This window comes from Bradyrhizobium sp. CCBAU 25338 (assembly GCF_028128965.1).
Taxonomy (GTDB): Bacteria; Pseudomonadota; Alphaproteobacteria; order Rhizobiales; family Xanthobacteraceae; genus Bradyrhizobium; species Bradyrhizobium liaoningense.
In genome coordinates this window covers 721,801-748,773 of sequence record NZ_LFKY01000042.1, presented here as the reverse complement: position 1 = coordinate 748,773, position 26,973 = coordinate 721,801, and the positions used below count along the sequence as shown (strand labels likewise).

The window sequence follows — 26,973 nt, the reverse complement described above, 5'->3', positions numbered from 1 at the left end:
ATTAACCCTGTTTCTGCCGCCAAACCTTGGATTTGGCGAGTCTTTTAGCGGTTCCGGCCCCGGCCGTCCGCATGATTCTTTCATACGCTCTTCTGAAGCCGGCCCGACAATTCGCCAAAACCCTCGATCAGGGCCTCGGTGCCGTCGACCTCGGCCATCCGAGCCTTGACGTCAAGCAGCCATGCCAAATTGGCCTCGCTGGGATCCTCCCCCAAGGCCAGCTCGGCGTCCTTCAGCTCCCTAAGTAGTGAATGCCATTGCCGATGCAAGACAACGAGTTGGTGCCAGGTCGCAAGAACGTCATCCCGCGCCGCGCCTTCGCGGGCCCCCCACACCGCCTGGGTCGTGATACCATTCTCAACCCTTTGAAGAGCTTGGGAAAATCCACCCCGTTCGAGATCGCTACGCATCTTTTCGGCCAGCTCGCCGGGCTCCGGCAAGTGGTGGTGGTCGTTGGCGAAGGCGGCGATGATGCCGGCCCGGAGCTTGTGGGCCTCGGGATGGGCGAGTTCCAGGGCGGCGACCTCCTCGAGGTGCTCATGCAGCAGCCAGGGGTGGTTGATCAGGCATTGCAGGATGAGGGCTTCCCGGCGGGACATGGCGCTGCGCTGGCCCTTCATGATCGGGCTTGCCGCCAGCTGGGGGCTCGCCGCCTGGTAGGGGCCGGACGGGATCGGGGTCGGGCCGGGGACGCCGCGGCGGCCGCCGCCAAATCCCTGGCCGCCAAACCCCTGGCCGCCGAATCGATTCGCACTTCCCCCTGCCCGCGGCTGGAACGGCCGGCCGCCGCCGGAGCGGAAATTGCCCCGGCCGCCAAAGCCGCGCCCACCTTCGGGCGCGAAGGTGCGCTGCAGCCGCTCGACGAACTCATCGCGATAATAGCGCCGCACCACCTCGTCACGGATGCCGTTCGTGAGCTCCTTGATGCGCGCTTCCAGCGCGGCGCGACGTTCGGGCGTGGCGAAATTGCCGCCTTCGAGCTCGCGCGACCAGATCATGTCGGCAAGCGGCCGCGCCGCCCCGATCACCTCCTCGATCGCGCCGCGCCCGCCGGAGCGCACGAGATCGTCGGGGTCCTGCCCCTCAGGCAGCAGCGCAAAGCGAAGGCTCTTGCCGGGGCTGAGGAACGGCAGCGCGAGATCGGCGGCACGGTAGGCCGCCTTCTGTCCGGCGCGGTCGCCGTCGAAGCAGAGGATCGGCTCGTCCGCCATCTTCCAGAGCAGTGCGAGCTGGCTCTCGGTGAGCGCGGTGCCGAGCGGCGCGACCGCTCCGGCAAAGCCGGCAGTGACCATGGCGATGACGTCGACATAGCCTTCGACCACGATCAGAGCGCTGCCGTCATGCGTGGCTTTGCGCGCGGTCTGGTGGTTGTAGAGATTGTCGCCCTTGTGGAAGAGCGGCGTCTCCGGCGAGTTCAGGTATTTTGCCGGAACGTCCTTCTCCAGCGCGCGTCCGCCGAAGGCGATGACGCGGCCGCGCAGATCCGTGATCGGAAACATCACGCGATCGCGGAAGCGGTCGTACGGCACGGGGATATCGTCACCGCCGATCAACAGGCCGGTCTCGACCATGTCGTCGACGGAGACGCCGAGCTTGCCGAGATGCTCTTTCAGCGCGAAGCGGTCGGGCGGGGCGTAGCCGAGGCGGAACTGCAATTGCGTCGCCGGCGAGATGGCGCGGTCGGCAAGGTAGCCGCGCGCCTTGGCGCCGAGACGCGAGGCCAGCGTCTCCGCGAAGAATTTTGCCGCGAGATCCATGACGTCATGCAGCGACTTGCGCCGCTGCTCGTGCCGCGCCGCATCAGGAGTCACCGCCGGCAGCGGCAGGCCCGCCATGTTGGCGAGCCGCTCGACGGCCTCGGCGAACGGCAGACCGTCGGTCTCCATCACGAAGGTGATGATGTCGCCGTGCTTGCCGGAGGAGAAGTCGTGGTAAAAACCCTTCTGGTCGTTGACGTAGAAGGACGGCGTCTTCTCCTGCTGGAACGGCGACAGCCCCTTCCACTCCCGCCCCGCCTTCTTCAACTTGACGCGCTTGCCCACGACTTCGGAGACCGAAAGCCGGGCACGAAGCTCGTCGAGGAACTGGGGCGTGAAGCGCATGGACTGTGTGTAGCGCGAAACCGGGTGAGTCGGGCGAAGGATCAGGGATATAGGTACGGCCTGCTCGAAAGTCAGGTTTGTCCGGCTTATCCGGGTTATTCGACCTATGCACAGGGGCCCTTGGTCCGTCATTCGGGCACGCTCCGTCACCCGGAATGACAAGAACTCTTGAACCGCGCCCGGTTCCACGCTTCCATACCCCCATGTTCAGGACCTTTCGAGGCGGCCAGAGCGGGGGCTGGCGTGTGACCTCGATTTCGCCCGTGACGGGCGAGCCCCTGCCCTTCGTGCCGGCGCTGTCGGTCACCGACAGCGATGCCGTCTCGTTGCCGCTGGTGCCCTCGCGCAATGCGTGGCGGCTGGTGGGTGTTGAGAGCAGCTTGCGCTACACGGAGCGCCCCGAGAAGCAGCAACTCGTGGCCGTGCAGGCCGGTCTCGGCCGGTTAGAGGCAACGAGCGCCGCGCTGATCCCGATCCGCAAGTCCCAAGCCTGGTGGGAGCTGACGCAAGAAGAGCGCCGCAGGATCTTCGAGGACAAGTCGCATCACATCGCCAGCAGCCTGCGCTTCCTGCCTGCGATTGCGCGCCAGCTCTATCACTGCCGCGACCTCGGCGGCCCCTTCGACTTTCTGACCTGGTTCGAATTCGCTCCCGCGCACGCCGCACTGTTCGAGGAGCTGGTGGCAATGCTCAGGCAGACCGAGGAGTGGACCTATGTCGAGCGCGAGGTCGACGTGCGCATGGTGAAGGAAGTGCTGTCGGCCTAGTGCTCGAGGAAGCGCCCGGACTCGATGCGCGGCAGACCGGTGACGGACCAGTTGTAGACGTAGGTCCAGGCCTTCTCGGTGGCGCCGTCGGCGCGCGTCACATCGACCAACTGGCGCAAATATTCGGTCGGCTCTGGAAACCCCTCGCCGCAGGCCTCGTACATGTCGAGCTCGCGCAGGAGCTCGTCGGGCACGCGCAGGCGGAAGAGCTCGCCGTGAACGAGGTCGGTCGGCGCGTCGGAGAGCAGCAATCCCGGATAGTGCTTCACCAGAACGAGCCGGCCGCGGCAGGTCACCTCACCCAGAAAATCCGCATGGCCCGCGAGCAACCGCGCCATCGGATGGTCGAAGCCGCGCATCAGGGTGCCGTAGACGAAGAGACGATCGGAGCCCATGGTGTTCCAACGTTGCGAGGACGGCGCGATACCGTTAATCCGTTTACACACGTTGTTCTTCCATAGGCAAATCAGGATGGCTTTGGACATAGCCGAGGCGACCGACCAACTGCTCGGCGAGGGCGACATTCCGCCCGTGCATGAGGTGAATGCGGCTGGCGCATCGCCCTTCCTGCTCACCGCGGATCATTACGGACGGGTGCTGCCGCGCGCGCTCGGCGATCTCGGCCTCGCGGATAGCGAGCTTGTCAGGCACATCGCCTGGGACGTCGGCATCGCCGGTGTCGCCGAGCGGCTCGCGCGCATGCTGGATGCGCATCTGATCGCGCAGCGCTATTCGCGCCTCGTTATCGACTGCAATCGCCCTCCGGACGCCGCGAGCTCGATCCCCTTGACCTCCGAGGCGACCGCGATCCCCGGCAATGAAGATCTATCGGCCGCGGCCAAGGAGATGCGCCGGCGCGAGATCTTCGATCCCTATCACGGCCGGATCGGCGCGGCGATCGATGCGCGCGGGCGGGCGGGCAAGCCGACGGTGCTGGTGGCGTTGCACAGCTTCACGCCGATCTATCACGGCGATCCGCGGCCCTGGCACATCGGCACGCTCTATCACCGCGACACTGTGCTGCCGCGGCTGATGCTGCAGCAGCTGCGGGGCGAGAGCGACCTCGTCGTCGGCGACAACCAGCCTTATGCGGTGAGCGACGTCACCGACTACACCATCCCCGTCCACGGCGAGGCGCGCGGGCTGATCAACACCGGCATCGAAATCCGCCAGGACCTGATCTCCGACGAGACCGGCCAGCAGCAATGGGCCGAGCGGCTGGCGCGGATCCTGCGCGAGATCGCAGCAACGCTGCGCAAGGACGGAATGGCGTGATGCTCACTTCGCCCGTGTCAGCGCCAGCCAGATGCCGCCGCCGATCATGAAGCCGCCGGAGATGCGCGACATCATCCGCGTGCGGCGCGCCGAGAAGAATTTTCGGGCGCGGCCGGCGGCGATGGCATAGAGCGCATCGGTCATTACCGCCGTCACCATGAAGGTGGCGCCCAGCAGCGCGACTTGCGGAAAGTGCGGCTGGTTCATGTCCATGAACTGCGGAATGAAGGCGCCGAAGAACACCAGCACCTTGGGGTTCGACAGCAGCACCAGGAATCCCTGCAGGAAGAAGCCGCCGCGCGGCGGCGGTGGCGGCGCCTCGAGATCGACGCCCTCGACCGGCGCCCAGATCAGCCTGATACCGAGCCAGATCAGATAGGCGGCGCCGGCAAAGCGCACCCAGTCGAACCAATAGCCCATGGTTGCCATCAGCGAGGTCAGGCCGACCGCGACGATGCCGATCACGATGGCAAGGCCCGCTTGCGCGCCGGCGACGTTGGTGAGCGCCGCGCGCGTGCCGTGGCGCAGCCCGTTGGCGATGACGAGGGTGACGATCGGCCCCGGCAGCAGCGCCAGCGCAATACAGGCGGCGACGAAGGCGAGATAGGCTTGCATGGACATCATGGGAAGGACTCGCTGCGGTTTGTGCGCATTAATGCATGGCGGAGGCGGGAACGGAAGCTGGCCCGTTCCTCTCCCCGCTCGTAGCCGATCAGGCATGCCGAGAACGGCATCTTGACATGAAACCATTCAGTTGCCTATCTTGCGCAGCCATGGATGAAGTCTTCAGAGCGCTCGCCGATGGGTCGCGACGGTCGCTGCTGGACAGGCTTCACGCCAGGAACGGCCAGACACTGAACGAACTCTGCGAGGGCCTCGCGATGACGCGTCAGGCCGTTGCCAAGCACCTTGTCATTCTGGAGAAGGCCAATCTGGTCACGACCATCAGACATGGCCGCGAGAAGCTGCACTACCTCAACCCCGTGCCCATCCATCAGATCGGCGAACGCTGGATCAAGAAATTCGAACGCGGCAAGCTCGCTGCACTCAGCGAATTGAAGCGTCAGTTGGAGAAGCGCGAGGAATAGGCCTGCTCAACGAAGGATTTGATGCGCGATGGATCTCGACCAGTTCAAGCCGCTCACAGTCTACACAATCTACATCGCCTCCACGCCGGAGCAGGTGTGGCAGGCCCTGACGTCGGCCGAGTTCAGCCGGGAGTACTTTTCCGGGTTCGCGGTGGAGATGGAGCCCAGGCTCGGCGGCACGTTCATCGTGCGCGCGCCGGACGGATCGGAGCACATCTCGGGCAAAGTATTCGAATACGATCCGCCCAAGAAGCTGACGGTGACCTGGAACGTCAACTGGCCCGACCTCGTCGAGAAACTCGGCACCACGCTCGTCACCTACGAGATCGAGCCCGCCGGCGAGGCCGTCCGCCTCACCCTGAGCCAGCGTCATGATCGTGAACTCAGCGAAGACATCCTCTCAGGCGGCCGCACCGGTTGGCCCGCGATCCTGTCGGGGCTGAAGAGCCTGCTGGAGACGGGCAAGGCGCCGCAGATCAAGATGTCGCCGCCAGTAAAGATGCTGGAAGCATTGAAGGCGATGGGGATCAAGATACCGTAGCGGCCGGCCCCCGCCTCCTCATCGCTTCTTGTTCAGCGGCGGGTGGATCTCGTCGATCTTGCGACGGCAATCCGCTTCCGAATCGTGCGGGCCCGAGACAAAGGTCCCGCTGACCTTGATCGCGTACCAACCCGACTCAACGCCGAGCCGGAGCGCTTCTTCTGTCTTGACCTGCCGTGGAGAGAGAACTTGCATCTGGTGCTTTCGGTTGGCGTTCGACCTCAAATCGAACCGCGGTGACGTTTCAGGCAATGCAGCAGGCGCCCGTTCACCCGCCAAAACGGGCAATGCACAAAACGACCGCCCCTACGGCGTCGCGATGTGCTCGCTCAGCCGGTGCGGGGAATGAGCCATCTCAGGTCGCCCGCGCACAGTCGAGGAGCTACGTGTACGCGGAAGCGACAGGCCTTTCGAACGTTGCCGCACCGTGCGCGCATTTACGGCAATTAGCTATCGATTTCTCGCCCGCACGCGGGTGAGCGCCTGACCGGTGCGACCGGCTCCCTCTCAGGCGACCGGCGCCACCAGCCGCCGGTAGAGATGCCAGGTCGCATGCCCAAGCACCGGCAGCGTCACGATCAGCCCGAGAAAGTAGGGCAGCGCCGAGACGATCAGCAGCATCACGATCACCGCGGCCCACGAGATCATCGGCAGCGGGCTCGCGACGACGGCACGTACGCTCGTCACCATGGCCGTGACGAAATCAACGTCGCGATCGAGCAGCAGCGGGAACGACACCACGGTCAGCGAGAACAGGATCAACGACAGCACGGCACCGACCGCGTTGCCGATGCCAAGGAACAGCAGGCCCTCGTTGGTCGTCAACACCACCGTCATGAATTCCTGCAAGCTCGAGAACGAGGCATTGAGGCCGAGCAGCAGCGCGATCAGGAGCCGCACCTGGTACATCCAGACCACGAACACGAACAGCGTCACGAAGGCCATCCAGCCGATCTCGCTGCGCGAACGGATCGCCGACCAGATCGCACCGAACGAGACCGGCTCGCCGCGCTCGCGGCGGCGGCTGATTTCGTAGAGGCCGATCGCCACGAACGGCCCGATCAGCGCAAAACCCGCGGCAAGGGGATAGACCAGATAGACCATGCCGAAGGCGGTGAGGCAGAGCACGATGGCGATGCCGCCGGCGGCGTAGAGCGCGCCGAAGCAGAGACCGTAAAGAGGCAGCGCCTGGAAGTCGCGCAGGCCTTCGACCAGCGCCTCGGCGATGTCGGTCGCCGCCACGGGACGCACCACCGGATCGACCTTGCCCGAGATGGACATCAGCTTCCTCCGCAAACCGGCGCGATTATTCGTTGCGCGCTTGCGGCGATATTAGCGCCGCCGCGCGGAGGCGCAACTTGATGCCGGCCGGCGCGAAGAGAGCGGCGACGCGACAATGATCGCTGCGAAATCTTTAGCCTTTGGTGCGATATTCGCGCCGATGACCATGGACGGGGCAGATGATCGTGCCTCAAATTGTACCTCCGAGCCCCCTCGCCTGAGAGCCGATCGCCCACCGATGAGCCTGCGTACCCGGTTACTGATCCTCGTCATCGCGGCCATGCTCGTGCCGGCGATCCTGGTCGGGCTCCGTTTTGTGCAGAACCGGGCCAGTGAGATCGACGCGGCGCTGGCCAATCTGGTCGCATCCGCCGACGACATCGCGGGCGATTTGGACGAGAAGATCAAGGGCACCGCCCAGCTTCATTATGGGCTCGCCCGTGCCCGGGATCTCGACACGCGCGACAAGGCGGCGTGCTCAGCATTTCTGTCTGATGTCCGCGAAGAATATCCGCAGTTCACGGGCATCCTGACCATCGATCCCGACGGCCGTCTGTTCTGCGACTCGCTGCGGACCAACCGCACGCTCGACCTGAATGACCGCGGCTATTTCAAGCAGGTGAAAGGTCTTCATGGCGTCGTCGCCGTGGAGCCGGTGTTCGGCCGGCTCACCGGACTATCGGTGCTGCAGATCGCCTATCCCGTGCGATCGGAGGCGGGTGCACTGAAATTCGTGCTGCTCGCGTCATTCAACCTCAACAAGTTCGCAGAATTTCACGACAAACGGCTGCTCGCCGAGAAGGACATCCTGCTGATCGACGCCAAGGGTACGGTGCTGGTCGCCCCCAAGGGCGGCGGCTGGAGCGAGCCCGTCGGCGGATCCATTGCTGGTTCCGACCTGTTCCGCTTTGCGGCAGCGCCCGATCGCGAGCCGTTTCGCGAGGTGAGCGACCGCGAGGGCCGCACACAGATCTGGGCCGTTGCCCGCTCACCTTCGATCCGCAAGGCCGGCCTCTACGTCCTGGTCGGACGATCCAAGGACGGACTGGTGGCGGCGGCCAATCGCCGGCTGTTGGAGGACATGGCAATCCTTGCGGTGGCTTCGCTTCTGTTGCTCGCCGGTGTCTGGATCCTTGCGACCGTGAGCGTCGGGCGCCAGGTCGGACGGCTCGCCGCCATGGCCAAGAGTCTCGGGCGTGGCGATCTCAGCGCGCGCATTCCGGAGCCCCACCCGGGCGGCGAACTCGGCGGATTGATGAGCCTGCTCAACAGCACGGCCGAATCGCTCGAGCAGCAGCGCGCCGCCATCGCGGATCTCAGCCACAAGCTCAGCCAATCCCAGAAGATGGAAGCCATGGGCCAGCTCACCGGCGGCGTGGCGCACGATTTCAACAATCTCCTGACCGTCATTCTCGGCAACTCGGAGCACCTCGCCCACAGGCTCGCGGGCAACAAGGAATTGCAGCGGATCGCTGACGACATTGCGACCGCCGCCGAGCGCGGTTCCGACCTGACGCGGAGCCTGCTCGCCTTCGCGCGCAAGCAGCCGCTGCGACCGCGAGAGATCGACATCGCCGAGCAGGTGACCGGCATGAAGCAGCTTCTGCGGCGGACCCTGGGCGAGCACATCGACTGCAGCTTCACGATCGCGCCGGATCTATGGCTCGCCAGCGTCGATCCCAGCCAATTGGCGACGGCCGTGCTCAACCTCGTGCTCAACGCGCGCGATGCGATGCCCGACGGCGGCAAGCTGATGGTCGAGGTACGAAACATCTCGCTCGGTGAATCCGACCTCGACGTCAACGGCGAGCCGCGGCCAGGCGACTACGTCATGCTGGCTGTGCAGGATACGGGGACCGGCATGAGCAGCGAGGTGTTGGGGCGCGCGTTCGAACCGTTCTTCACCACCAAGGAGGTCGGCAAGGGGACCGGTCTCGGCCTCAGCATGGTCTACGGGTTTGTGCGACAATCCGGCGGACTTGTGCAAATGCAATCCGAACCGGGTCAAGGCAGCGTCGTCAGGCTGTTCTTTCCCCGCCTCGCGACGCCGCCGAATGAGGAACCGCTGCCGGCAGAGCAGGTCATCGCACCCGACGGCTACGAGACGATTCTCGTCGTTGAGGACGACGACATGGTGCGAGCCTATGTCGAGAACGAGCTGAAGACGCTCGGCTATCGCGTCATCGCGACATCGAACGGGCCGGCGGCGCTGGATGTGCTGCGCCAGCCCGGAGACATCCAGTTGCTATTCACTGATGTCGTGATGCCCGGCGGCGTGTTCGGACCGGAGCTGGCGAGGCAGGCAACCGGCCTGCGGCCTGGTCTCAAGGTTCTCTTCACCTCCGGCTACAGCCAGAGTCCCGTCAGGACGCCCGACCAGATCGGCGACGCCCGCATTCTGAACAAGCCGTTCCGGCGCAAGGATCTTGCTGCGATGCTGCGGGCCGCCCTCTCGGAGCCGTCGCGGTAGATCAGGAGCCGATTGCGAGCTGGAGCGCCACGCCGAGATTCGCCGCGAACAGGGCCGCGTCGATGACGAAGATCCGGAGCATCGGGCCCTTCAACACGGGCCAGTAGGCCACCCCGACGCGGCCTCCGCGCATCAGCACCGGAACGTTATAGGCGAACTGGCTGAAATGGCAGGCGGCGAAGAACAGGAACAGCGCCAGCTGCGCTTCGCTCGGCTGGAAGAAGGATGGACGGGCGGCCAGAAGATAGAGCGACAGCAGCCCGATCGGCAGATTCATCCCGCCCAGGAACGCCACGCTGGCCGCCAGGGTCGGCGCGATCGGATTGCTGCGCTCTTCCCGCGGCAGCAGGATCTTCAACGTGTTCGCTTGCGCGATGCTGAACTGGATGAAAGCGCCGACGAACCAGAGCGTGTTGAGAAGCAGAACGAAATCAGAAACGTGCATCGTCATTTTCCATAGAAGGCTTCGCTGCGTACGACGCGGCCGGCATCGTCGAAATCCATGAATTCGCTGGCGCGCGTGTCGCCCAGCTGCCACCACACCGTGAGGCGCGCGATCGCCTCGTCCCAGCTCCAGCTCAGGATCTTCAGGTCAGCGCTTTCGACGTGGCCATAGGCCTTCCGCCAGTAGGCACGGATGTTCTCGGCGCCGGTGACGACAGGAGAACCCGTCAGTGTGAGAGCGAGAGGGCTGCGCATCTGCGCATCGTCGGCGAAATGCGCGACGACCGCGTCGATGTCGACCCTGCACCAATTTGCGCACCACGCCGCGACAAAGCCTTCGGCAGTCGCGCGGCTCATTGCCTGTCCGCTCATGACACGGATCCTCCCTGGCAGGGAAAGTGGCAAAGCCCGCGCTTCATGTCAATCATGTTGACTTGAGAATTCCGTCAGTTGTTGTCGGCGATCGCCTCCATCACGCCCATCCACCCGGCCGCACCCGACGCCCCGACGCGATCGAACGCCTCGCGCAGCACCTTGCGCTCGTGGTCGGAGGCCCGCTGCTCGATGCGCCGCCCCGCTTCCGTCAGGCGCAGCAATTTCGAGCGGTGTTGCTCGGGCGAACGCTTCGACGTCAGGAGCTTGCGCTCCACCAGCAGATTGAGCGGCCGGTTGAGGGCTTGCTTGGAAATGCCGAGGATCTCGATCAGCGCGCCGATCGCGATGTCGGGCCGGCGCGCCACCACGTAGAGGATACGATGGTGCGGACGCGACAGGCCCTGCTTCGCAAGATATGCGTCGGCCTCCAGCGTCATCCCGCGCCAGCCGTAATACATGAGCTCGAGCGCCGCATCCAGATCGTGCAGCTTCGTCAGTGAGGCGCGGTGGAGTCCCGCGGCTTGAGGCGCCTTTGCCATCGCAGGAAGCTAGCCTCTCGCCCGCAGCTCGCGCCGCAGCACCTTGCCGGTCGCCGTCATCGGCAGCGTCTCGGCAAACTCGACGAAACGCGGATATTCGTGGGCTGCGAGCTGCACCTTGACGAACTCCTGGATCTCGCGCGCGAGCGTGTCGCTGCCGGTAAAGCCGGGCCGCAGCACGATCCACGCCTTGATAGATTCGGTCCGGATCGGATCCGGAATGCCGACCACCGCTGCCATTGCCACCGACGGATGCTTCATCAGCGTGTGCTCGATCTCGGACGGCCCGACGCGATAGCCGGCGGTGGTGATCACGTCGTCCTCGCGGCTGACGTACCAGAAATAGCCGTCCTCGTCCTGCACGCCGAGATCGCCGGTCAGCAGGAACTCGCCGGCATATTTCTTCGCCGTCGCCTCCGGATTGCGCCAATATTCGAGCATGGTGACGGGGCATGGCTGGCGCACGCCGATGATGCCGCGCTGTCCCCGCGGCAATTCCTCGCCCTTGTCGTTGACGATGCGGACATCGAAGCCCGGCGTCGCCTTGCCCATCGAACCGGGCCGGATCGGAAACAGGTTCGAGTTGCTGCCGATCACGAGATTGCACTCGGTCTGGCCGAACACTTCATGAGCGTCGATGCCGAACGTCTCGCGCACCCAGCCGAGCAATTCGCCGCCCAGCGACTCGCCCCCCGTAAAAATGCTGCGCAGCTTGACGCCGGAGTGCTTCACGCCGGCCTGCCGCATCAGCTTCAGCGCGGTCGGCGGCAGGAAGACGTTGCGCACGGAAAGATCGGCCATCATCTGCATCGCCGCCTGCGGCTCGAATTTGCGTGCGCGGTGACCGACGAGGGGAATGCCATGATACCAGAACGCGAACAGGCCGTTGATGAGCCCGCCGATCCAGGCCCAGTCCGCCGGCGTCCACATGAGATCGCCGGGGCGCGGCAGGAAGTTGTGACACATCTCCACGTTCGGCAGATGGCCGAGCACGACGCGGTGCGCATGCAGCGCCCCCTTCGGATTGCCCGTCGTGCCCGAGGTGTAGATGATCAGCGCGGGATCATCGCACGAGGTGTCGACCGGCGCGAAGTCGGGCGATGCGGCCTTCACCGCATCCCAGAACGATGTCGTTCCCGCCGGCGCGCGCCCGCCGACCACATAGACAGTCTTCAGGTCGGGCAGACGATCGCGAATTTTTGCGAGCTTCTCCCAGCCCCCCTCGTCGGTGACGATGGCTTTCGCCTCCGAATTCGACAGGCGGAATTCCAGCGCGTCCTCTCCGAACAGCGCAAACATCGGGATCGAGATCATGCCGGAGCGGAACGCCGCCATATGCGCGATCGGCAATTCCCGGGACTGCGAGAGGAACACCGCGACGCGGTCGCCACGGGAAAGCCCGTCCGCCTTCAGCACATTGGCGAAGCGGCGCGACATCTCGGCGATCTCGTCGAAGGAGGTGCGGCTGGTGGCGCCGCTCTCGTCGACATAGATCAGCGCAAGCCGCCCCGTGCCGTCAGCATGGCGATCGCAGCACGCTTCCGCAATGTTGAAGCGCGCGGGGATGTCCCAGCGAAAATTGCGATAGAGCTCGTCATAGGTCTTTGCTTCGGTGAGCATGGGCTTGAATCGTTTCCCGGTGTCTTGTTGTTCTCGTCAGTCTAGGGCTGCGAACGCACGGGACAAGCCCCGCGACGTCATTCCGGGCTCGACGCTGGCGCGTCGCCCCGGAATGACAGCGAGAGAGCTATCGCACCGTCGCGAAGAACTTCCTGACATCGCGCACAAACAGCTCCGGCTGCTCGAAGGCGGCGAAATGACCGCCCTTCTCCATCTCGCTCCAGTGGGTGATGTCCGGGAAGTTCGGCTCCATCCAGCGCCGCACCGGCGTGATGATCTCCTTGGGAAACACCGCGACGCCCGTCGGCACCTTCACCACGGGCGTGGTGCGGCGCTTGCCAAAACTCTCCCAGTAGAGCCGCGCCGAGGAGGTCGCCGTCTGCGTCGCCCAATAGAGCATGACGTTGTCGAGGAGCTCGTCCTTGCTGAAAATGTTCTCAGGATGCCCGTTGCAGTCGGTCCAGGCCCAGAATTTTTCCAGGATCCAGGCCGCCTGCCCGCTCGGTGAATCCGCGAGGCCATAGCCGAGCGTCTGCGGGCGCGTTGACTGCTGCTTGGAGTAGCCGGAATCGAGATCGACATAGTGCTTGAGGCCGGCGAGAGCGCGCTTCTCCTCCGCCGTCGGCTCGCCCTCGACCTTGGGCGCCGCATTGAAGGCGAGCGTGATGTGGATGCCGGCGCAATGCTCGGCATCCTGTGCGCCGAGCGAGGTCGTCACCGCCGAACCCCAGTCGCCGCCTTGCGCGCCGTAACGCGCATAGCCGAGCCGGTCCATCAGCTTCGCCCAGGCCGCCGCGATGCGGTCGACGCCCCAGCCGGTGGTCTTCGGCTTGGCCGAGAAGCCGAAGCCCGGCAGCGAGGGACAGATCACGTGAAAGGCGTCGGCAGGATTGCCGCCATGCGCGGCCGGATCGGTGAGCGGCGCGATCACCTTCTGGAACTCGACGATCGAGCCCGGCCAGCCATGGGTGATGATCAGCGGCAGCGCGGACCGCTCCTTCGAGCGCGCATGGATGAAGTGGATGTCGAGCCCGTCGATCTCGGTGGTGAACTGCTCGAAGCGATTGAGTTTTGCCTCGCGGGCCCGCCAGTCGTAATCGTTGGCCCAGTAGGTGCAGATCTCCTGGATCCACTTCAGCGGAGCGCCCTGGCTCCAGTCGTCGACGAGTTCAGCATCCGGCCAGCGGGTGCGGACGAGGCGTGACTTGAGATCGGAGAGGATGTCGTCGCCGATGTCGATGCGAAACGACTTGATGGCGTTTATCGGTTGCCTCCCTTGTTCTTCTTGTCATTCCGGGGCGCGCGTAGCGCGAGCCCGGAATCCATTAAGCAACGGACTCAGCAGCGCGATGGATTCCGGGTTCACGCTACGCGTGCCCCGGAATGACGACTTAGCCCGACAGCGCCGCCTTGACCAAGCCGCTGGCCTTGCCGAAATCCATCTGGCCGGCGTATTTCGCACGCAGCACGGCGATCACCTTGCCCATGTCCTTCATGCCGGCGGCGCCGATCTCAGCGATCGCGTCCGCGATCGCCTTCTTCACGTCATCCTCCGACATCTGCTTCGGCAGGTAGGCCGAGATCACCGCGATCTCCTCGCGCTCCTGCGCGGCAAGCTCGGCGCGGCCGCCCTTGTCGTAGAGCTCGACCGCCTCCTGGCGCTGCTTGATCATCTTCTGCAGCACGGCGAGGATGTCGGCGTCCGACAGCGGCGGCTTGCCGTTGCCGCGGGCATCGATGTCGGCATTCTTGATGGTCGAGTTGACCATGCGTAGCGTGGACAGCTTGCGCTCGTCCTTGGCCTTCATGGCCTCCTTGACCGCATTGTTGATGTCGTCGCGCAGCATGATCGTGATCCCTTCGAATATCCGACGCCTGATCTAGGCCGTTCGTGGCCTTCAGACAACCTCGGTTCCGAGCCATTCGGCGAGCGCCCGCACTGTCGCTTCCGGCTGTTCGGCTTGCGGCAGGTGCCCGCAGCGATCGAGGATCACGAGCCTGGCGCCGGCGATGCCCTCGGCCATCTCCTTGGAGAGCGCATTCGGGATGGTGTTGTCGGTATCGCCCGTCAGCACCAGCGTCGGGCACTTGATGGCTGAAAGCGTCGGGCGCGAATCCACCCGTGCGATGATCGCGGTCTGCTGCCGCAGATAGCCTTCGACGCCGACGTCCTCGTCCTGCGCATGCACGAGCGCGAGAATATCGGCATCATCGCGCCGCGACGGATGCACGAGCTCCGGAAAACTCTCCTGGCGGACGGCGCGGAGTTCGCCGCGCCTGGCGCGCTCCATCTGGGCGTGCCGGCGCGCGGTTGCCTCCGGCGTGTCGGGCCGCGCCTGCGTGTTGATCAGCGCGAGCTTGGTCACGCGCTCGCCCGCCTGGCGCATGATCTCGAAGGCGATGTAGCCGCCCATGGAATGGCCGGCGAGGGCGAAGCGCGGCGGCGCCTCGGCGAGGATGCGGCGGGCGATCGCCGCGATGCTGTCGTCGCGGATGTGGTTGGCAATCATCACGGGGCCAAACCGCCATAGCGCCGGGATCACCGGGGCGTAGATCCGGGCCGAGGAGGCCAGCCCCGGAACCAGCAGAATCGGGGTGGTCTGGTCCATTATTGCCTCGCAAGCCCAGGAAATTGCCGGAAATTGTGCCGCCGAGCTTAAGTGCCCGAGACGGGCTGTCAAATATGCAAAAACGCATGTGAATCGGCGGTTCTCCGCTTTGACGGCGGCGCCTGCGGAGACTATGAAGCGGGCTCATGACACAACATGACAACGATACCGCCTGGCCGGACCATAAACCGACCGCGCTCCTCGTGCTTGCCGACGGCACGGTGCTCGAGGGCTTCGGTCTCGGCGCCGAAGGCCACGCCGTCGGTGAAGTCTGCTTCAACACCGCGATGACCGGCTACGAAGAGATCCTCACCGATCCTTCCTATGCCGGACAGCTCATCACCTTCACCTTCCCGCATATCGGCAATGTCGGCACCAACGAGGACGACATCGAGACGGTGAACATGGCGGCGACGCCGGGCGCGCGCGGCGTGATCCTCCGCACCGCGATCACCGATCCCTCGAACTATCGCGCCACCAAGCATCTCGACGGCTGGCTGAAGGCGCGCGGCATCATCGGTCTCTCCGGCATCGACACCCGCGCGCTGACCGCCTTGATCCGCTCCAAGGGCATGCCCAACGCCGTGATCGCGCATTCCAGGACCGGCGAGTTCGACCTGCATGGCCTGAAGGAAGAAGCGCGCGAATGGCCGGGCCTCGAGGGCATGGATCTCGTGCCGCTGGTCACCTCCGGCCAGCGCTTCACCTGGGACGAGACGCCGTGGGTGTGGGACAAAGGCTTTGGCCGGCAGGAGAAGCCGGAATTCAACGTCGTCGCGATCGACTACGGCATCAAGCGCAACATCTTGCGCCTGCTCGCCGGGGTCGGCTGCAAGGTGACGGTGGTGCCGGCAACGACCTCAGCCGAGGACATTCTGGCGATGAAGCCGGACGGCGTGTTCCTGTCCAATGGTCCGGGCGATCCGGCCGCGACCGGCAAGTATGCCGTGCCCGTGATCCGGGACGTGATCAAGTCGGGCACGCCGACCTTCGGCATCTGCCTCGGCCACCAGATGCTGGGCCTCGCCGTCGGCGCCAAGACGAAGAAGATGCACCAGGGCCATCATGGCGCCAATCATCCCGTCAAGGACGAGACCACCGGCAAGGTCGAGATCACCTCGATGAATCACGGTTTTGCCGTCGACGAGACGACGCTGCCGAAGGGCGCGACGCAGACCCACATTTCCTTGTTTGATGGGTCCAACTGCGGCATCCAGCTCGATGGCAAGCCGGTGTTCTCGGTGCAGTACCATCCCGAGGCCTCACCGGGCCCGCGCGACTCGCACTATCTGTTCAAGCGCTTTGCCGACCTGATGCGGCAGAGAAAGAGCGCGTAAGGCGACAAGACCGCCCGGCGGATCAGTCCGCCGAGGCCCGGCTCCGTCACGGACGCATGAACATGAAGTCCGTGTCGGGATCGCAGTTCTCGGCGATGAAGCGCAGCTCCGCCTGGATGTCGGCGACCGACCTCGTCTCCAGATATTTCGAAATCACCAAATTGAGCAATGCCCGGCAGACCGCTTCGTGCCCGAGGCCGGCTGTCTCCGCCTCGTCGACGGCCGCCGAGAAATGACGCTGCGCAACGTCGGATGCGTACATGGCGTTCCCTCTCCTTCGCTTTGATCTGCGTGCCCGCCAATGGCCGCCAGCGCCTTGATCTCGGTCAAGCCGGCGTATGGAGTGAGGAACAAGAGGGCCTGCACCCTCTTGATTCCAGCCCGTTGCCAGTGGGAGCCCCCCCATGTCCGTCGTCCGCGACAATGCCGAGCCGCTCGCCATCGTTTTCGAAGACGACGGCCTCGTGCCGAACAACATCCTCCCGTTCCTGGTCTACCAGGGCGCGGTGAAGCTCGATCCGAAGCATCCGGAAGAGACCATCGAAGACCTGTTCGAAGGCAACGGCTGGGGCGGGACGTGGCGCAACGGCGTCTACGACTATCTGCATTATCACGCGACGGTGCACGAGGTGCTCGGCGTCGCGCGTGGCAGTGCAAGCGTCCGTTTCGGCGGCGATCATGGCCAGGAGCTTCAGATCAAGGCCGGCGACGTCGCGATCCTGCCGGCCGGCACCGGGCATCAGTGCATCAAGGCGAGCGATGATTTCTGCGTGATCGGCGCTTACCCGCCGGGATCGAAGATGGAGATCACGCGGGCGACGCCCGAGAACCACGCCAGGGCGCTGAAGACGATTCCAAACGTGGCACTGCCGCCCGCCGATCCCGTGACGGGCAAGGACGGGGCGCTGATGCGGCTGTGGCGGTAGCTGCGGGCGCGGTGCCGTAAGGTGGAAAGCGTAATCCACCTCTTCCATTCCGCCGAGACAGACGTGGTGGGTTACGCCGTCGGCTAACCCGCCCGACACATCCCTGCTACGCCTCGTTGGTACCTTCCTGCCGGGTCGCCTCGAACAGGAACCAGGTGCGGCGCTCGGTCTCGTCGATGAAGTTTTCGAGGATGCTGGCGCTGGCGACGTCACCGGCCTCGTCGCAGACCTCATGCGCCTTGCGCATCGCGGCGGCGACGTGCTTGTTGTCCTGCATCAGCTCGCGCAGCATCTCGCGCGGCGGGACGTAGTCCTCGTTGTTGTCCTTGATGGTCTGGAGCTTTGCGACCTGGCCGATCGACTTCAGCGTGGTACCGCCGATCTTGCGGACGCGCTCGGCGAGCTGGTCGGTGGTGGCGAAGATCTGGTCGGACTGCTCGTCGAGCAGCAGATGGTAGTCGCGGAAATGCCGGCCGCTGATGTGCCAGTGGAAATTCTTGGTTTTGAGGTAAAGCGCGAACGCGTCGGCCAGAAGCACGTTGAGCGCCTCCGAGACCTTCTTGACCCCATCGGACGACAGATCAGTAGGGGTATCGAGATCGGGCGAGACCTTGCTGGTTTTGCTCACGGGAAACCTTCCTGTTAGGACGCGGACATTGACGGCGCGCCGTCGCACCCCTAACGCAAGGCGGGCAGCGCCGGTTCCTCCATCGGAACCGCTTGGCCGGGATCTTCGAATAGCATGGACGATTGGATCGATTATTACGACTCGACGCATACGATCTATGTCAGCAAGCTGCATCGCGACCTGCATTTCCAGATCATTGCGCGGGACATCATCGGCTACATCCCCTCGCCCGATGCGACGGTGCTGGACTATGCCTGTGGGGAAGCACTGTCGGCGAGCGAGGTCGCGGCCGCCTGCGGCAAGCTGATCCTGGCCGAGCCCGCGCCGGGTGTGCGTGGGCGGCTGATCGCGCGGTTTGCCCCGAACACCAAGATCCGCGTCCGCTCGCTCGACGATATCCGCAAGATGCAGGACCAGTCGATCGACCTCGTCGTGATGAACTCGGTCGCACAATACATGACGCCGGAGGAGCTCGATGTCGCCCTCCTCAACATCCGCCGTATCCTGAAGCCCTCCGGCAAGCTGGTGCTCGGCGACATTCTCCAGCCCAATGTCGGCATGGTCAGGGACGTGATGGCGCTGCTCGGCTTCGCCCTGCGCCATGGCTTCCTGAAAGACGCGCTGATCGGGCTGATCAGCACCGCGCTGTCGGATTATCGCCAGCTGCGCTCGCGCATCGGGCTCCAGCGCTACAGCGAGAACGAGATCACCGCCAGGCTGAAGGCGGCCGGATTCGCGGTCCAGCGCGCCCGCAGCAATATCGGCCACAATCGCTGGCGCATGACCTTCATCGCGCGGCCGCCTCTGGTCCGTTAAGCATAAAAACCAGCCGTGGTAGCTTGTCGCATGCCGATCGGGAATAATCCGGATGGCCCGGTGGCGGAAGTGTCTACGCGGGGGCGGTGCATCGCTCTTCATCCTGGTTCAAATCCAGGCCGGGTCTCCAGCCTTCGCTGCTGACGCAGCTTCGGCTCGGCAAGCCCTCTCGTAGCGAAGGCTGCCGCGGCGAAGCCCGAAGGGGCGAAGCCGGGCCTGTGTCGGCAATCCGCTCAGCCTCAATCCACCTTTACCACGTTACACCCAGACAACAGCTGAAGCCGGTCCGCATCCCTGGCTGCGGAGCTGATCACGGCGTCAAGCAGGCCGGGGAAACGCGCGTCCAGATCCTCGCGGCGCAGGCGCATGAACCGGTTGGTTCCGGCCAGGCGCGTCTGCATCAGCCCGCATTCGCGCAGCTTGGCGAAGTGATAGGCGAGGTTGGACTTGCCACCCAGCCCGCTGAAATCGCCACAACAGAGCTCGCTGCTGACACGTTCTTGCTCGGCGAGCTGGTAAACGATGGCGAGCCGGATCGGATCGCTCAGGCAATCCAGCACCATCGGCAGCTCGATCTGCTCCCGGGTCGGATGAAGAGGTGTACGGCTCATGTCCCGATCATAGCGAAGCGGCCGTTATGTTCAATAGTTCTTGAACCAATTGACTCCTGGACCACGACGTCGAATAGTTCAATAAACGTTGAACATGAGACTTTCCCAATGAGCGTGTTCTGGCTGGCCCTCGCAGCCTTTGCGATCGGCACTGAAGGCTTTGTCATTGCAGGACTTTTGCCGGCAATCGCCACCGACCTTTCGATTTCGGTCTCGGCCGCGGGCCAATTGGTCACCGCCTACTCCCTCACCTATGCCGTGGGCTCGCCGATCCTCGCGGTGGCGCTGAACAACATCGACCGCCGCACCGTGCTGGCCCTGGCGCTGGCGACGTTCATCGCCGGCAACCTCGCGGCGATGGTCGCATCCAACTACGTCCTGCTGCTGGCCTCGCGGATGCTGATGGCATTGGGCTCGGGGCTTTGCATGCCGACGGCAATGGCCGTGTCCGTGGCGGTCGCCGCGCCCGAGCGCCGCGGCCGCGCGGTGGCGCTGGTCACCTCGGGGATGACGGTCGCGACCGTGATCGGCGTTCCCCTCGGCAATCTCGTCGGCAGCCTGCTCGGGTGGCGCGCGACCTTTGCCATGGTCGCCCTGATCGGCGCGGTCGCGCTCGCCGGCCTGCTGCTCGGCCTGCCCAAGGGCTTGCCCCGCAATACGGCCTCGCTCAGCGAACGGCTGGCGGTGGCGCGCCACAGCCACGTTCTGGTCGCGCTCCTGATCACCATGTTGTGGGCGCTGGGCGGCTTCACTGTCTTCACCTATTTCGCGGTCCCGCTGCGCGGGCTCGGTTTCGATGCCTCGCAAGTCAGCCTCGCTCTGCTGGTGTTCGGCAGCGCGGCGGCGATCGGGAACATGCTTGGCGGCGTCCTGGCCGACCGGCTCGGCACGCTCGCCACCGCAGGCCTCGGGCTCGCCGGCATGGCGGGTGCCCTGATCCTGCATTCGCTGATCCTGAAGCTGATGCCGGGACAGGCGCATTACGCGGTGCTGGGCGCGATCTTCCTCTGGGGCCTCTCGGGATGGGCGTTCTATCCGGCCCAGCTCGCGAGCATCATCCGGATCGAGCCGCAGGCTTCGATGATTGCGCTCTCGCTCAACGCCTCGTCGATGTATCTCGGCTTCGCCATCGGCGGAGCACTGGGCGGCGCGGTGCTGGCGACCCTCTCATCGACCGACCTCGGCTGGATCGGCGGAACGAGCGTTGCGGCCTCGCTCCTGGTGCACCTCGCCCGTGGCTGGCAAGCCCGGCCCAAACCCGTCAAAATTGCCGGTTGATGGGCATTTTTCGGGGTTTCGCCGCCTCTAAAACTGGTCTAAGACCCACCCGCGCGCGAGGGAGACCACCGCGCTCTCGGCCAAAGGGACGCGCAGCAGCGCGCCCTTTTTTTGTGCCAAAATTCCACTTCGGCGAGAGTTGATGCCCAAACGTACAGACATCACCACCATCCTGATCATCGGCGCCGGTCCCATCGTGATCGGCCAGGCCTGCGAGTTCGACTATTCGGGCACCCAGGCGGTGAAGACGCTGAAGGAAGAGGGCTATCGCATCGTCCTCGTCAATTCCAACCCGGCCACCATCATGACCGATCCGGAATTGGCCGATGCGACCTATATCGAGCCGATCACGCCCGAGATCGTCGCCAAGATCATCGAGAAGGAACGTCACGTCATTCCCGGCGGCTTCGCGCTGCTGCCGACCATGGGCGGACAGACCGCGCTGAACTGCGCGCTGTCGCTGCGCCGCCAGGGCACACTGGAGAAGTTCGACGTCGAGATGATCGGCGCCACCGCCGACGCGATCGACAAGGCCGAAGACCGCCAGCTGTTCCGCAATGCCATGGAGAAGATCGGGCTGCAGACGCCGAAGTCGCGGCTCGCCAACGCGTCCGAGCTGAAGAAGTCGTTCCGCGACAAATACCACGCCGAACGCGAGAAGCTGTCGGGCGCGGCGCTCGAAGAGCTCGACCGGCAATGGACTCTCGGCGAAGGCGACCGGCGCAAGCGTTATCAGGAATATGCGCTCGGACAGGCGATGATGGCGCTGTCCGAGATCGGCCTGCCCGCGATCATCCGCCCTTCCTTCACCATGGGCGGCACCGGTGGCGGCATCGCCTACAACAAGGAAGAGTTCCTCGACATCATCGAACGCGGCCTCGATGCGTCTCCCACCAACGAAGTGCTGATCGAAGAATCCGTGCTCGGCTGGAAAGAGTACGAGATGGAGGTGGTGCGCGACAAGAACGACAATTGCATCATCGTCTGCTCGATCGAGAACCTCGATCCGATGGGCGTGCACACCGGCGATTCCATCACGGTGGCGCCGGCGCTGACGCTGACCGACAAGGAATACCAGATCATGCGCGACGCCTCGCTGGCGGTGCTGCGCGAGATCGGCGTCGAGACCGGCGGCTCCAACGTGCAGTTCGGCGTCAATCCCGAAGACGGTCGCATGGTCGTCATCGAGATGAATCCGCGCGTGTCGCGCTCCTCAGCGCTGGCCTCGAAGGCCACCGGTTTTCCGATCGCCAAGGTCGCCGCCAAGCTCGCCGTCGGCTACACCCTGGACGAGATCGCCAACGACATCACCGGCGGCGCCACGCCCGCCTCGTTCGAGCCGACCATCGACTACGTCGTCACCAAGGTGCCGCGCTTCGCCTTCGAGAAATTCCCGGGCGCCTCGACCACGCTGACCACGTCGATGAAGTCGGTCGGCGAAGTCATGGCGATCGGGCGCACCTTCCAGGAAAGCCTGCAAAAGGCGCTGCGCGGGCTCGAGACCGGGTTGACCGGCCTCGACGAGATCGAGATCGAGGGCCTCGGCCGCGACGACGACAAGAACGCGATCCGCGCCGCGCTCGGCACGCCGACGCCGAACCGGCTGCTCCAGGTCGCCCAGGCCATGCGGCTCGGCTGGTCGAACGAGGACATCTTCAAGTCCTGCAAGATCGATCCGTGGTTCCTCGGCGAGATGCGCGGCATCGTCGACATGGAGGAGAGGGTCCGCAAGAACGGCCTGCCGGGCAACGCTTTCGGCATGCGCACGCTCAAGGCCATGGGCTTCTCCGATGCACGCCTCGCCGTGCTCGCCGAGACGACGGAAGCGGAGGTGACGGCAAAGCGGCACGCGCTCGGCGTTCGCCCCGTCTACAAGCGCATCGACACCTGCGCGGCCGAGTTCGCCTCCCCCACCGCCTACATGTATTCGACCTATGAGGCGCCGTTTGCGGGCGCGCCGGCGGACGAGAGCGCGCCGTCCGACAAGAAGAAGGTCATCATTCTCGGCGGCGGCCCCAACCGCATCGGCCAGGGCATCGAGTTCGACTATTGCTGCTGTCACGCCTGCTTCGCGCTGCATGACGCCGGCTACGAATCCATCATGGTCAACTGCAATCCGGAGACGGTGTCGACCGATTACGACACCGCCGACCGGCTCTATTTCGAGCCGCTCACCGCCGAGGACGTGCTGGAGATCATCGCGAAGGAGCGCAGCAAGGGCACGCTGCACGGCGTGATCGTGCAGTTCGGCGGCCAGACGCCGCTGAAGCTGGCGCGTGCGCTGGAGGCCGCCGAAGTGCCGATCCTCGGCACCTCGCCGGACGCCATCGACCTTGCGGAGGACCGCGACCGCTTCAAGCGCGTGCTCGACAAGCTTCGTCTCAAGCAGCCGAAGAATGGCATCGCCTATTCGGTCGAGCAGGCGAGGCTCGTCTCCGCCGACCTCGGCCTGCCGCTGGTGGTCCGCCCATCCTACGTGCTCGGCGGCCGCGCCATGCAGATCATCCGCGAGGAGAACCAGCTCAACGACTATCTGCTCGGCACGCTGCCGGAGCTGGTGCCGGCCGACGTCAAGGCGCGCTATCCGAACGACAAGACCGGGCAGATCAACACCGTGCTCGGCAAGAACCCGCTGCTGTTCGATCGCTATCTGTCGGACGCGACCGAGATCGACGTCGATTGCCTCTGCGACGGCAAGGACACTTTCATCGTCGGCATCATGGAGCACATCGAGGAAGCCGGCATCCATTCCGGCGACAGCGCCTGCTCGCTGCCGCCGCACTCGCTCGATGCGAAGATGATCGAGGAGCTGGAGCGCCAGACCCGCGAGCTCGCGCTCGGCCTCGACGTCATCGGCCTGATGAACGTCCAATATGCCATCAAGGACGGCGAGATCTACGTGCTCGAGGTCAATCCGCGCGCTTCACGCACGGTGCCGTTCGTCGCCAAGGTGGTCGGCACGCCGGTCGCCAAGATCGCCGCGCGCATCATGGCGGGCGAGAAGCTCGCCGATTTCAAGCTGAAGAAGGCCAGGCTCAAGCACGTCGGCGTCAAGGAATCGGTCTTCCCGTTCGCGCGTTTCCCCGGCGTCGACACGGTGCTCGGCCCCGAGATGCGCTCGACCGGCGAGGTCATGGGCATCGACCGTTCGTTTGCGGTGGCCTTCGCCAAGAGCCAGCTCGGCGGCGGCACGCGGGTGCCGCGCAAGGGCACGGTGTTCGTCTCGGTGCGCGAAAGCGACAAGACGCGCATCGCCGAGGCCGTTCGCGAATTGCACTCGCTCGGCTTCAAGGTGCTGGCGACCTCGGGCACCCAGCGCTTCCTGACCGACCAGGGCATCCCGACCGAAAAGGTAAACAAGGTGCTGGAGGGGCGGCCGCACATCGTCGACGCCATCACCAACGGGGACGTCCAGCTCGTCTTCAACACCACCGAAGGCCCGCAGGCGCTGGCCGACAGCCGTTCGCTGCGGCGCGCGGCCCTCTTGCATAAAGTGCCGTATTACACCACTCTTTCCGGGGCCGTGGCGGCCGCGCAGGGCATCCGCGCCTATTTGGGCGGGGACCTTGAGGTTCGTACCCTGCAGAGCTACTTTTCGGAAACCTGATCGCTAGCTCCGGCGAAGCCGCTGCTAAGTGATTGGCGATGAAGCCACAATGGCCGGAGGAACTGTCCGGCCAGGTGGTGGTTCTGTTCCGGCGCTAAAAGCCCATATCTGTCAACGTCCGGCAGTCCCTGCGTTGGGCTCCGGAAACACTGACGAATCAAGGTTGCGGCGCCCATCCGCGTTTGGGGCGCACGATCGAAGGACGAGAGAGACGATGGAAAAGGTTCCGATGACCCAGGCCGGCTTTGTCGCGCTCGGGGAAGAATTGAAGCAGCGCCAGTCCGTGGATCGTCCGCGGATCATCGAGCATATCGCGGAGGCGCGCTCGCACGGAGACCTGTCGGAAAACGCGGAATATCATGCCGCGAAGGAAGAGCAGTCCCACAATGAAGGCCGCATCGCCGAGCTCGAGGACAAGCTCGCGCGCGCCGACATCATCGACATTTCCAAGCTCTCCGGCGACACCATCAAGTTCGGCGCCACTGTGACGCTGGTCGACGAGGACACCGAGAAGAAGACGGTGTGGCAGATCGTCGGCGAGGTCGAGGCCGACGCCAAGAAGGGCCGCATCTCCATCACCTCGCCGCTCGCGCGCGCGCTGATCGGCAAGAAGAAAGGCGCCTCGGTCGAGGTCAACACGCCCGGCGGCGCCAAGGCCTATGAGATCACCAAGGTGGAGTGGCGGTAAGGATTTGCCGCCTGCGTGCGACGATGTTTCGAAAAGGCCGCGCCCCGCGCGGCCTTTTTCGTATCTGCGTGTTGCTCGTTAAGACGGAATGTGGAGCGGCAGCATCTCTCGTGTCCCCGACGCGCTCCAGCGCCCTTGGCGTTGCGGCGCAGAGCCGGCCCCAGAAGGCAGCACGGGTACACGCGGTAAGATGGGCCCCAGCTCTGCAGCGCATCGCTGAAGGAGCGCTGCGCTGCGTCCGGGGCCGAGATCGGGGCCCTACCTTCTTCCCTTCACATCCAGCGGCACGGCCGCCTCGTATTTCGAATTATGCAGCACCAGCGAGGTCCGCACGTTGCGGACATGTGGCGCGGCAGTCAGGTGCGTGACGAAATCCTGGAAAGTCGCCATATCGGGCGCGACGCATTTGAGGATGAAATCGACCTCGCCCGACAGCATCCAGCATTCCCGCACCAGGGGCTCGGCGCGGACGAAATCCTCGAATGCGCGCAAATCCGCCTCGGCCTGACTGGACAGGTGCACGGCCGCGAACACGGTGACGTCGAAGCCGAGTTTGCGGGCGTCGAGCAGGCCCCGATAGCCGTGGATGTAGCCCTCCTCCTCCAGCGCCCGGACACGGCGCAGGCAGGGGGGCGGCGAGATGCCGACGCGCTTGGCCAGCTCGACATTCGTGATTCGACCGTCGGCCTGAATCTCGGTGAGAATCTTCAGGTCGATCTCGTCTAGGTTCCGCGACACGTGATTGGAACTCCTGCCCTTTGCAGCGGTATTGGATGGTTTGTCGAAATCCTCATAGCCCAGTCGGCACGGGCAGCGCAATTTTATTGCGCGTGCAACGCAATCGACTTTTGTTCCCTGTTGGAAAAATCCGCCGAGAGGGAATGCAATTCTTGCATAGCTCACCAGAAGGCTTAGATTAGCTCTGATATTTCAGCGCCTCCGCGAGGCCTCCCGGCACCTTCCGCGCCCGCGCTGCAAATCCCCCGTGAAAGGCGTCCATCGAAATGTCCGCTCCTGTTCATGCAAAGGTCGTCATTATCGGCTCCGGCCCTGCTGGCTACACGGCGGCGATCTATGCCGCGCGGGCGATGCTCGAGCCGATCCTGATCCAGGGCATCCAGCCCGGCGGGCAGCTCACCATCACCACCGACGTCGAGAATTATCCGGGCTTCGCCGACGTGATCCAGGGCCCCTGGCTGATGGAGCAGATGGAGAAGCAGGCGGTCCATGTCGGCACCAGGATCGTCACCGACCTGGTCACCAAGCTGGAGACGGCGCAGCGGCCGTTCCGCCTCACCTGCGACAGCGGCGACGTCTATCTCGCCGACACCGTGATCCTCGCCACAGGCGCGCAAGCGCGCTGGCTCGGGCTGCCGTCCGAAGCGAAGTTCCAGGGCGGCGGCGTATCGGCCTGCGCCACCTGCGACGGCTTCTTCTACCGGGGCAAGGACGTGATCGTGGTCGGCGGCGGCAACACCGCGGTCGAGGAAGCCCTGTACCTCACCAATCATGCCTCGCAGGTCACTATCGTGCATCGTCGCGATCACTTCCGCGCCGAGCGCATCCTGCAGGAACGCCTGTTCAAGCACCCGAAGATCAGGGTGATCTGGGACTCGGCCGTCGACGAGATCTGCGGCACCGAGAACCCGAACAAGGTCACCCATGTCCGGCTCAAGAACGTCAAGACCGGCGCGCTCGCGGACGTGAGGACCGACGGCGTCTTCATCGCCATCGGCCACGCGCCCGCGACCGAGCTCGTCAAGGACCAGGTCAAGCTGAAACCGTCGGGCTATGTCGAGGTCGCCCCGAACTCGACCGCCACCTCGGTGCCCGGCCTGTTCGCCGCCGGCGACGTCGCCGACGAGACCTATCGCCAGGCCGTGACGGCCGCAGGCCTCGGCTGCATGGCCGCACTCGAAGCCGAACGTTTCTTGGCCCTTCGCGCCAGCGAGCGCGCGGCAGCGGAATAAC

At 64.8% G+C, this 26,973-nt stretch carries 28 protein-coding genes; 12 read left to right on the top strand and 16 right to left on the bottom strand.

Going from position 1 to position 26,973, the window contains the following annotated elements; all coding sequences use genetic code 11:
• Positions 1-80 precede the first annotated feature (80 nt).
• Positions 81-2,102 carry a DNA primase gene (gene dnaG / locus ACM42_RS33375; protein WP_271532198.1) on the bottom strand — a complete coding sequence of 674 codons (2,022 nt, stop codon included), beginning with the start codon at positions 2,100-2,102 and terminating at the stop codon, positions 81-83.
• A 203-nt stretch (positions 2,103-2,305) separates the two neighbouring features.
• Between dnaG and ACM42_RS33370 the strand changes: the two genes are divergently transcribed.
• Positions 2,306-2,869: a chlorite dismutase family protein gene (locus ACM42_RS33370; protein WP_271532197.1), complete on the top strand. Its 564-nt coding sequence runs from the start codon at positions 2,306-2,308 to the stop codon at positions 2,867-2,869.
• Here ACM42_RS33370 and ACM42_RS33365 read toward each other — a convergent pair.
• Positions 2,866-3,264 carry a gamma-glutamylcyclotransferase family protein gene (locus ACM42_RS33365; protein WP_271532290.1) on the bottom strand — a complete coding sequence of 133 codons (399 nt, stop codon included), beginning with the start codon at positions 3,262-3,264 and terminating at the stop codon, positions 2,866-2,868. The genes ACM42_RS33370 and ACM42_RS33365 overlap by 4 nt on opposite strands.
• A gap of 76 nt (positions 3,265-3,340) precedes the next feature.
• Between ACM42_RS33365 and ACM42_RS33360 the strand changes: the two genes are divergently transcribed.
• Positions 3,341-4,144, top strand: a complete 804-nt coding sequence (locus ACM42_RS33360; RefSeq protein WP_271532195.1) for an N-formylglutamate amidohydrolase — start codon at positions 3,341-3,343, stop codon at positions 4,142-4,144.
• 3 nt (positions 4,145-4,147) lie between these two features.
• Here ACM42_RS33360 and ACM42_RS33355 read toward each other — a convergent pair whose 3' ends face one another.
• The gene (locus ACM42_RS33355) at positions 4,148-4,768 is read right to left on the bottom strand and encodes a LysE family translocator (RefSeq protein WP_199751509.1); all 621 of its coding nucleotides are present in this window, start codon (positions 4,766-4,768) and stop codon (positions 4,148-4,150) included.
• A gap of 149 nt (positions 4,769-4,917) precedes the next feature.
• On the opposite strand from ACM42_RS33355, the gene ACM42_RS33350 reads away from it, so the two are divergent.
• Together ACM42_RS33350 and ACM42_RS33345 are read left to right on the top strand one after the other, a co-directional pair.
• Positions 4,918-5,232 carry an ArsR/SmtB family transcription factor gene (locus tag ACM42_RS33350; protein ID WP_028178721.1) on the top strand — a complete coding sequence of 105 codons (315 nt, stop codon included), beginning with the start codon at positions 4,918-4,920 and terminating at the stop codon, positions 5,230-5,232.
• 28 nt (positions 5,233-5,260) lie between these two features.
• Positions 5,261-5,773, top strand: a complete 513-nt coding sequence (locus ACM42_RS33345) for an SRPBCC family protein (protein WP_271532193.1) — start codon at positions 5,261-5,263, stop codon at positions 5,771-5,773.
• Positions 5,774-5,791: 18 nt separating this feature from the next.
• On the opposite strand, the gene ACM42_RS33340 is transcribed toward ACM42_RS33345, so the two are convergent.
• Together ACM42_RS33340 and ACM42_RS33335 are read right to left on the bottom strand one after the other, a co-directional pair.
• On the bottom strand, positions 5,792-5,968 hold the full coding sequence (locus ACM42_RS33340) for a hypothetical protein (protein WP_271532191.1): 177 nt from the start codon (positions 5,966-5,968) through the stop codon (positions 5,792-5,794).
• A 312-nt stretch (positions 5,969-6,280) separates the two neighbouring features.
• Positions 6,281-7,054, bottom strand: coding sequence for a DUF2189 domain-containing protein (locus ACM42_RS33335; protein WP_271532189.1), 774 nt, complete (start codon positions 7,052-7,054; stop codon positions 6,281-6,283).
• A gap of 238 nt (positions 7,055-7,292) precedes the next feature.
• On the opposite strand from ACM42_RS33335, the gene ACM42_RS33330 reads away from it, so the two are divergent.
• Positions 7,293-9,524, top strand: a complete 2,232-nt coding sequence (locus ACM42_RS33330; RefSeq protein WP_271532187.1) for an ATP-binding protein — start codon at positions 7,293-7,295, stop codon at positions 9,522-9,524.
• 1 nt (position 9,525) lies between these two features.
• Here the strand turns inward: ACM42_RS33330 and ACM42_RS33325 are convergent, their stop codons facing one another.
• From ACM42_RS33325 to ACM42_RS33295, 7 genes are all read right to left on the bottom strand, one after another.
• Positions 9,526-9,969 (bottom strand): hypothetical protein, encoded by a 444-nt coding sequence (locus ACM42_RS33325; RefSeq protein WP_271532185.1) that lies wholly within the window; start codon positions 9,967-9,969, stop codon positions 9,526-9,528.
• Between the two features lie 2 nt (positions 9,970-9,971).
• The gene (locus ACM42_RS33320) at positions 9,972-10,340 is read right to left on the bottom strand and encodes a nuclear transport factor 2 family protein (protein WP_239621402.1); all 369 of its coding nucleotides are present in this window, start codon (positions 10,338-10,340) and stop codon (positions 9,972-9,974) included.
• 74 nt (positions 10,341-10,414) lie between these two features.
• Complete coding sequence (locus tag ACM42_RS33315; RefSeq protein WP_271532182.1) at positions 10,415-10,882, bottom strand: MarR family winged helix-turn-helix transcriptional regulator; 468 nt, start codon at positions 10,880-10,882, stop codon at positions 10,415-10,417.
• 9 nt (positions 10,883-10,891) lie between these two features.
• Positions 10,892-12,502 carry an acyl-CoA synthetase gene (locus ACM42_RS33310; protein ID WP_271532180.1) on the bottom strand — a complete coding sequence of 537 codons (1,611 nt, stop codon included), beginning with the start codon at positions 12,500-12,502 and terminating at the stop codon, positions 10,892-10,894.
• 127 nt (positions 12,503-12,629) lie between these two features.
• Positions 12,630-13,766 (bottom strand): epoxide hydrolase family protein, encoded by a 1,137-nt coding sequence (locus ACM42_RS33305; protein WP_271532288.1) that lies wholly within the window; start codon positions 13,764-13,766, stop codon positions 12,630-12,632.
• A gap of 127 nt (positions 13,767-13,893) precedes the next feature.
• Positions 13,894-14,349, bottom strand: a complete 456-nt coding sequence (locus tag ACM42_RS33300) for a GatB/YqeY domain-containing protein (protein WP_271532178.1) — start codon at positions 14,347-14,349, stop codon at positions 13,894-13,896.
• Positions 14,350-14,400: 51 nt separating this feature from the next.
• Positions 14,401-15,111, bottom strand: a complete 711-nt coding sequence (locus ACM42_RS33295; RefSeq protein ID WP_271532176.1) for an alpha/beta fold hydrolase — start codon at positions 15,109-15,111, stop codon at positions 14,401-14,403.
• Positions 15,112-15,257: 146 nt separating this feature from the next.
• Between ACM42_RS33295 and carA the strand changes: the two genes are divergently transcribed.
• Entirely contained in the window at positions 15,258-16,448 is a 1,191-nt protein-coding gene (gene carA, locus ACM42_RS33290) for a glutamine-hydrolyzing carbamoyl-phosphate synthase small subunit (protein ID WP_271532174.1), read from the top strand.
• 46 nt (positions 16,449-16,494) lie between these two features.
• On the opposite strand, the gene ACM42_RS33285 is transcribed toward carA, so the two are convergent.
• On the bottom strand, positions 16,495-16,710 hold the full coding sequence (locus ACM42_RS33285) for a hypothetical protein (protein ID WP_024340377.1): 216 nt from the start codon (positions 16,708-16,710) through the stop codon (positions 16,495-16,497).
• Positions 16,711-16,852: 142 nt separating this feature from the next.
• On the opposite strand from ACM42_RS33285, the gene ACM42_RS33280 reads away from it, so the two are divergent.
• Positions 16,853-17,374: a hypothetical protein gene (locus tag ACM42_RS33280; RefSeq protein ID WP_271532169.1), complete on the top strand. Its 522-nt coding sequence runs from the start codon at positions 16,853-16,855 to the stop codon at positions 17,372-17,374.
• 106 nt (positions 17,375-17,480) lie between these two features.
• On the opposite strand, the gene ACM42_RS33275 is transcribed toward ACM42_RS33280, so the two are convergent.
• Positions 17,481-18,002 carry a Dps family protein gene (locus tag ACM42_RS33275; protein WP_271532168.1) on the bottom strand — a complete coding sequence of 174 codons (522 nt, stop codon included), beginning with the start codon at positions 18,000-18,002 and terminating at the stop codon, positions 17,481-17,483.
• A 114-nt stretch (positions 18,003-18,116) separates the two neighbouring features.
• Here ACM42_RS33275 and ACM42_RS33270 point away from each other — a divergent pair, with 114 nt between their 5' ends.
• Positions 18,117-18,818, top strand: a complete 702-nt coding sequence (locus ACM42_RS33270; protein WP_271532166.1) for a class I SAM-dependent methyltransferase — start codon at positions 18,117-18,119, stop codon at positions 18,816-18,818.
• A gap of 239 nt (positions 18,819-19,057) precedes the next feature.
• On the opposite strand, the gene ACM42_RS33265 is transcribed toward ACM42_RS33270, so the two are convergent.
• A complete protein-coding gene (locus ACM42_RS33265) occupies positions 19,058-19,429 on the bottom strand; it encodes an ArsR/SmtB family transcription factor (RefSeq protein WP_271532164.1) in 372 nt (123 codons plus the stop codon).
• Between the two features lie 108 nt (positions 19,430-19,537).
• Between ACM42_RS33265 and ACM42_RS33260 the strand changes: the two genes are divergently transcribed.
• The 3 genes from ACM42_RS33260 to greA all read left to right on the top strand — a co-directional run bounded on the left by ACM42_RS33260 (position 19,538) and on the right by greA (position 25,002).
• Positions 19,538-20,707, top strand: a complete 1,170-nt coding sequence (locus tag ACM42_RS33260; protein ID WP_271532162.1) for an MFS transporter — start codon at positions 19,538-19,540, stop codon at positions 20,705-20,707.
• Between the two features lie 142 nt (positions 20,708-20,849).
• Entirely contained in the window at positions 20,850-24,314 is a 3,465-nt protein-coding gene (carB, locus tag ACM42_RS33255) for a carbamoyl-phosphate synthase large subunit (protein ID WP_271532160.1), read from the top strand.
• Positions 24,315-24,528: 214 nt separating this feature from the next.
• Positions 24,529-25,002 carry a transcription elongation factor GreA gene (gene greA / locus ACM42_RS33250; protein ID WP_027563740.1) on the top strand — a complete coding sequence of 158 codons (474 nt, stop codon included), beginning with the start codon at positions 24,529-24,531 and terminating at the stop codon, positions 25,000-25,002.
• Positions 25,003-25,260: 258 nt separating this feature from the next.
• Here the strand turns inward: greA and ACM42_RS33245 are convergent, their stop codons facing one another.
• On the bottom strand, positions 25,261-25,740 hold the full coding sequence (locus ACM42_RS33245; RefSeq protein ID WP_028178740.1) for an Lrp/AsnC family transcriptional regulator: 480 nt from the start codon (positions 25,738-25,740) through the stop codon (positions 25,261-25,263).
• Positions 25,741-26,006: 266 nt separating this feature from the next.
• Between ACM42_RS33245 and trxB the strand changes: the two genes are divergently transcribed.
• Complete coding sequence (trxB, locus tag ACM42_RS33240; RefSeq protein WP_271532156.1) at positions 26,007-26,972, top strand: thioredoxin-disulfide reductase; 966 nt, start codon at positions 26,007-26,009, stop codon at positions 26,970-26,972.
• Position 26,973 lies beyond the last annotated feature (1 nt).

Bases quoted from the DNA above. Each gene is read 5' to 3' on its own strand.
- dnaG (WP_271532198.1), bottom strand. From the start codon at position 2,102: ATGCGCTTCACGCCCCAGTTCCTCGACGAGCTTCGTGCCCGGCTTTCG.
- ACM42_RS33370 (WP_271532197.1), top strand. From the start codon at position 2,306: ATGTTCAGGACCTTTCGAGGCGGCCAGAGCGGGGGCTGGCGTGTGACC.
- ACM42_RS33365 (WP_271532290.1), bottom strand. From the start codon at position 3,264: ATGGGCTCCGATCGTCTCTTCGTCTACGGCACCCTGATGCGCGGCTTC.
- ACM42_RS33360 (WP_271532195.1), top strand. From the start codon at position 3,341: ATGGCTTTGGACATAGCCGAGGCGACCGACCAACTGCTCGGCGAGGGC.
- ACM42_RS33355 (WP_199751509.1), bottom strand. From the start codon at position 4,768: ATGATGTCCATGCAAGCCTATCTCGCCTTCGTCGCCGCCTGTATTGCG.
- ACM42_RS33350 (WP_028178721.1), top strand. From the start codon at position 4,918: ATGGATGAAGTCTTCAGAGCGCTCGCCGATGGGTCGCGACGGTCGCTG.
- ACM42_RS33345 (WP_271532193.1), top strand. From the start codon at position 5,261: ATGGATCTCGACCAGTTCAAGCCGCTCACAGTCTACACAATCTACATC.
- ACM42_RS33340 (WP_271532191.1), bottom strand. From the start codon at position 5,968: ATGCAAGTTCTCTCTCCACGGCAGGTCAAGACAGAAGAAGCGCTCCGG.
- ACM42_RS33335 (WP_271532189.1), bottom strand. From the start codon at position 7,054: ATGTCCATCTCGGGCAAGGTCGATCCGGTGGTGCGTCCCGTGGCGGCG.
- ACM42_RS33330 (WP_271532187.1), top strand. From the start codon at position 7,293: ATGAGCCTGCGTACCCGGTTACTGATCCTCGTCATCGCGGCCATGCTC.
- ACM42_RS33325 (WP_271532185.1), bottom strand. From the start codon at position 9,969: ATGCACGTTTCTGATTTCGTTCTGCTTCTCAACACGCTCTGGTTCGTC.
- ACM42_RS33320 (WP_239621402.1), bottom strand. From the start codon at position 10,340: ATGAGCGGACAGGCAATGAGCCGCGCGACTGCCGAAGGCTTTGTCGCG.
- ACM42_RS33315 (WP_271532182.1), bottom strand. From the start codon at position 10,882: ATGGCAAAGGCGCCTCAAGCCGCGGGACTCCACCGCGCCTCACTGACG.
- ACM42_RS33310 (WP_271532180.1), bottom strand. From the start codon at position 12,502: ATGCTCACCGAAGCAAAGACCTATGACGAGCTCTATCGCAATTTTCGC.
- ACM42_RS33300 (WP_271532178.1), bottom strand. From the start codon at position 14,349: ATGCTGCGCGACGACATCAACAATGCGGTCAAGGAGGCCATGAAGGCC.
- ACM42_RS33295 (WP_271532176.1), bottom strand. From the start codon at position 15,111: ATGGACCAGACCACCCCGATTCTGCTGGTTCCGGGGCTGGCCTCCTCG.
- carA (WP_271532174.1), top strand. From the start codon at position 15,258: ATGACACAACATGACAACGATACCGCCTGGCCGGACCATAAACCGACC.
- ACM42_RS33285 (WP_024340377.1), bottom strand. From the start codon at position 16,710: ATGTACGCATCCGACGTTGCGCAGCGTCATTTCTCGGCGGCCGTCGAC.
- ACM42_RS33280 (WP_271532169.1), top strand. From the start codon at position 16,853: ATGTCCGTCGTCCGCGACAATGCCGAGCCGCTCGCCATCGTTTTCGAA.
- ACM42_RS33270 (WP_271532166.1), top strand. From the start codon at position 18,117: ATGGACGATTGGATCGATTATTACGACTCGACGCATACGATCTATGTC.
- ACM42_RS33265 (WP_271532164.1), bottom strand. From the start codon at position 19,429: ATGAGCCGTACACCTCTTCATCCGACCCGGGAGCAGATCGAGCTGCCG.
- ACM42_RS33260 (WP_271532162.1), top strand. From the start codon at position 19,538: ATGAGCGTGTTCTGGCTGGCCCTCGCAGCCTTTGCGATCGGCACTGAA.
- carB (WP_271532160.1), top strand. From the start codon at position 20,850: ATGCCCAAACGTACAGACATCACCACCATCCTGATCATCGGCGCCGGT.
- greA (WP_027563740.1), top strand. From the start codon at position 24,529: ATGGAAAAGGTTCCGATGACCCAGGCCGGCTTTGTCGCGCTCGGGGAA.
- trxB (WP_271532156.1), top strand. From the start codon at position 26,007: ATGTCCGCTCCTGTTCATGCAAAGGTCGTCATTATCGGCTCCGGCCCT.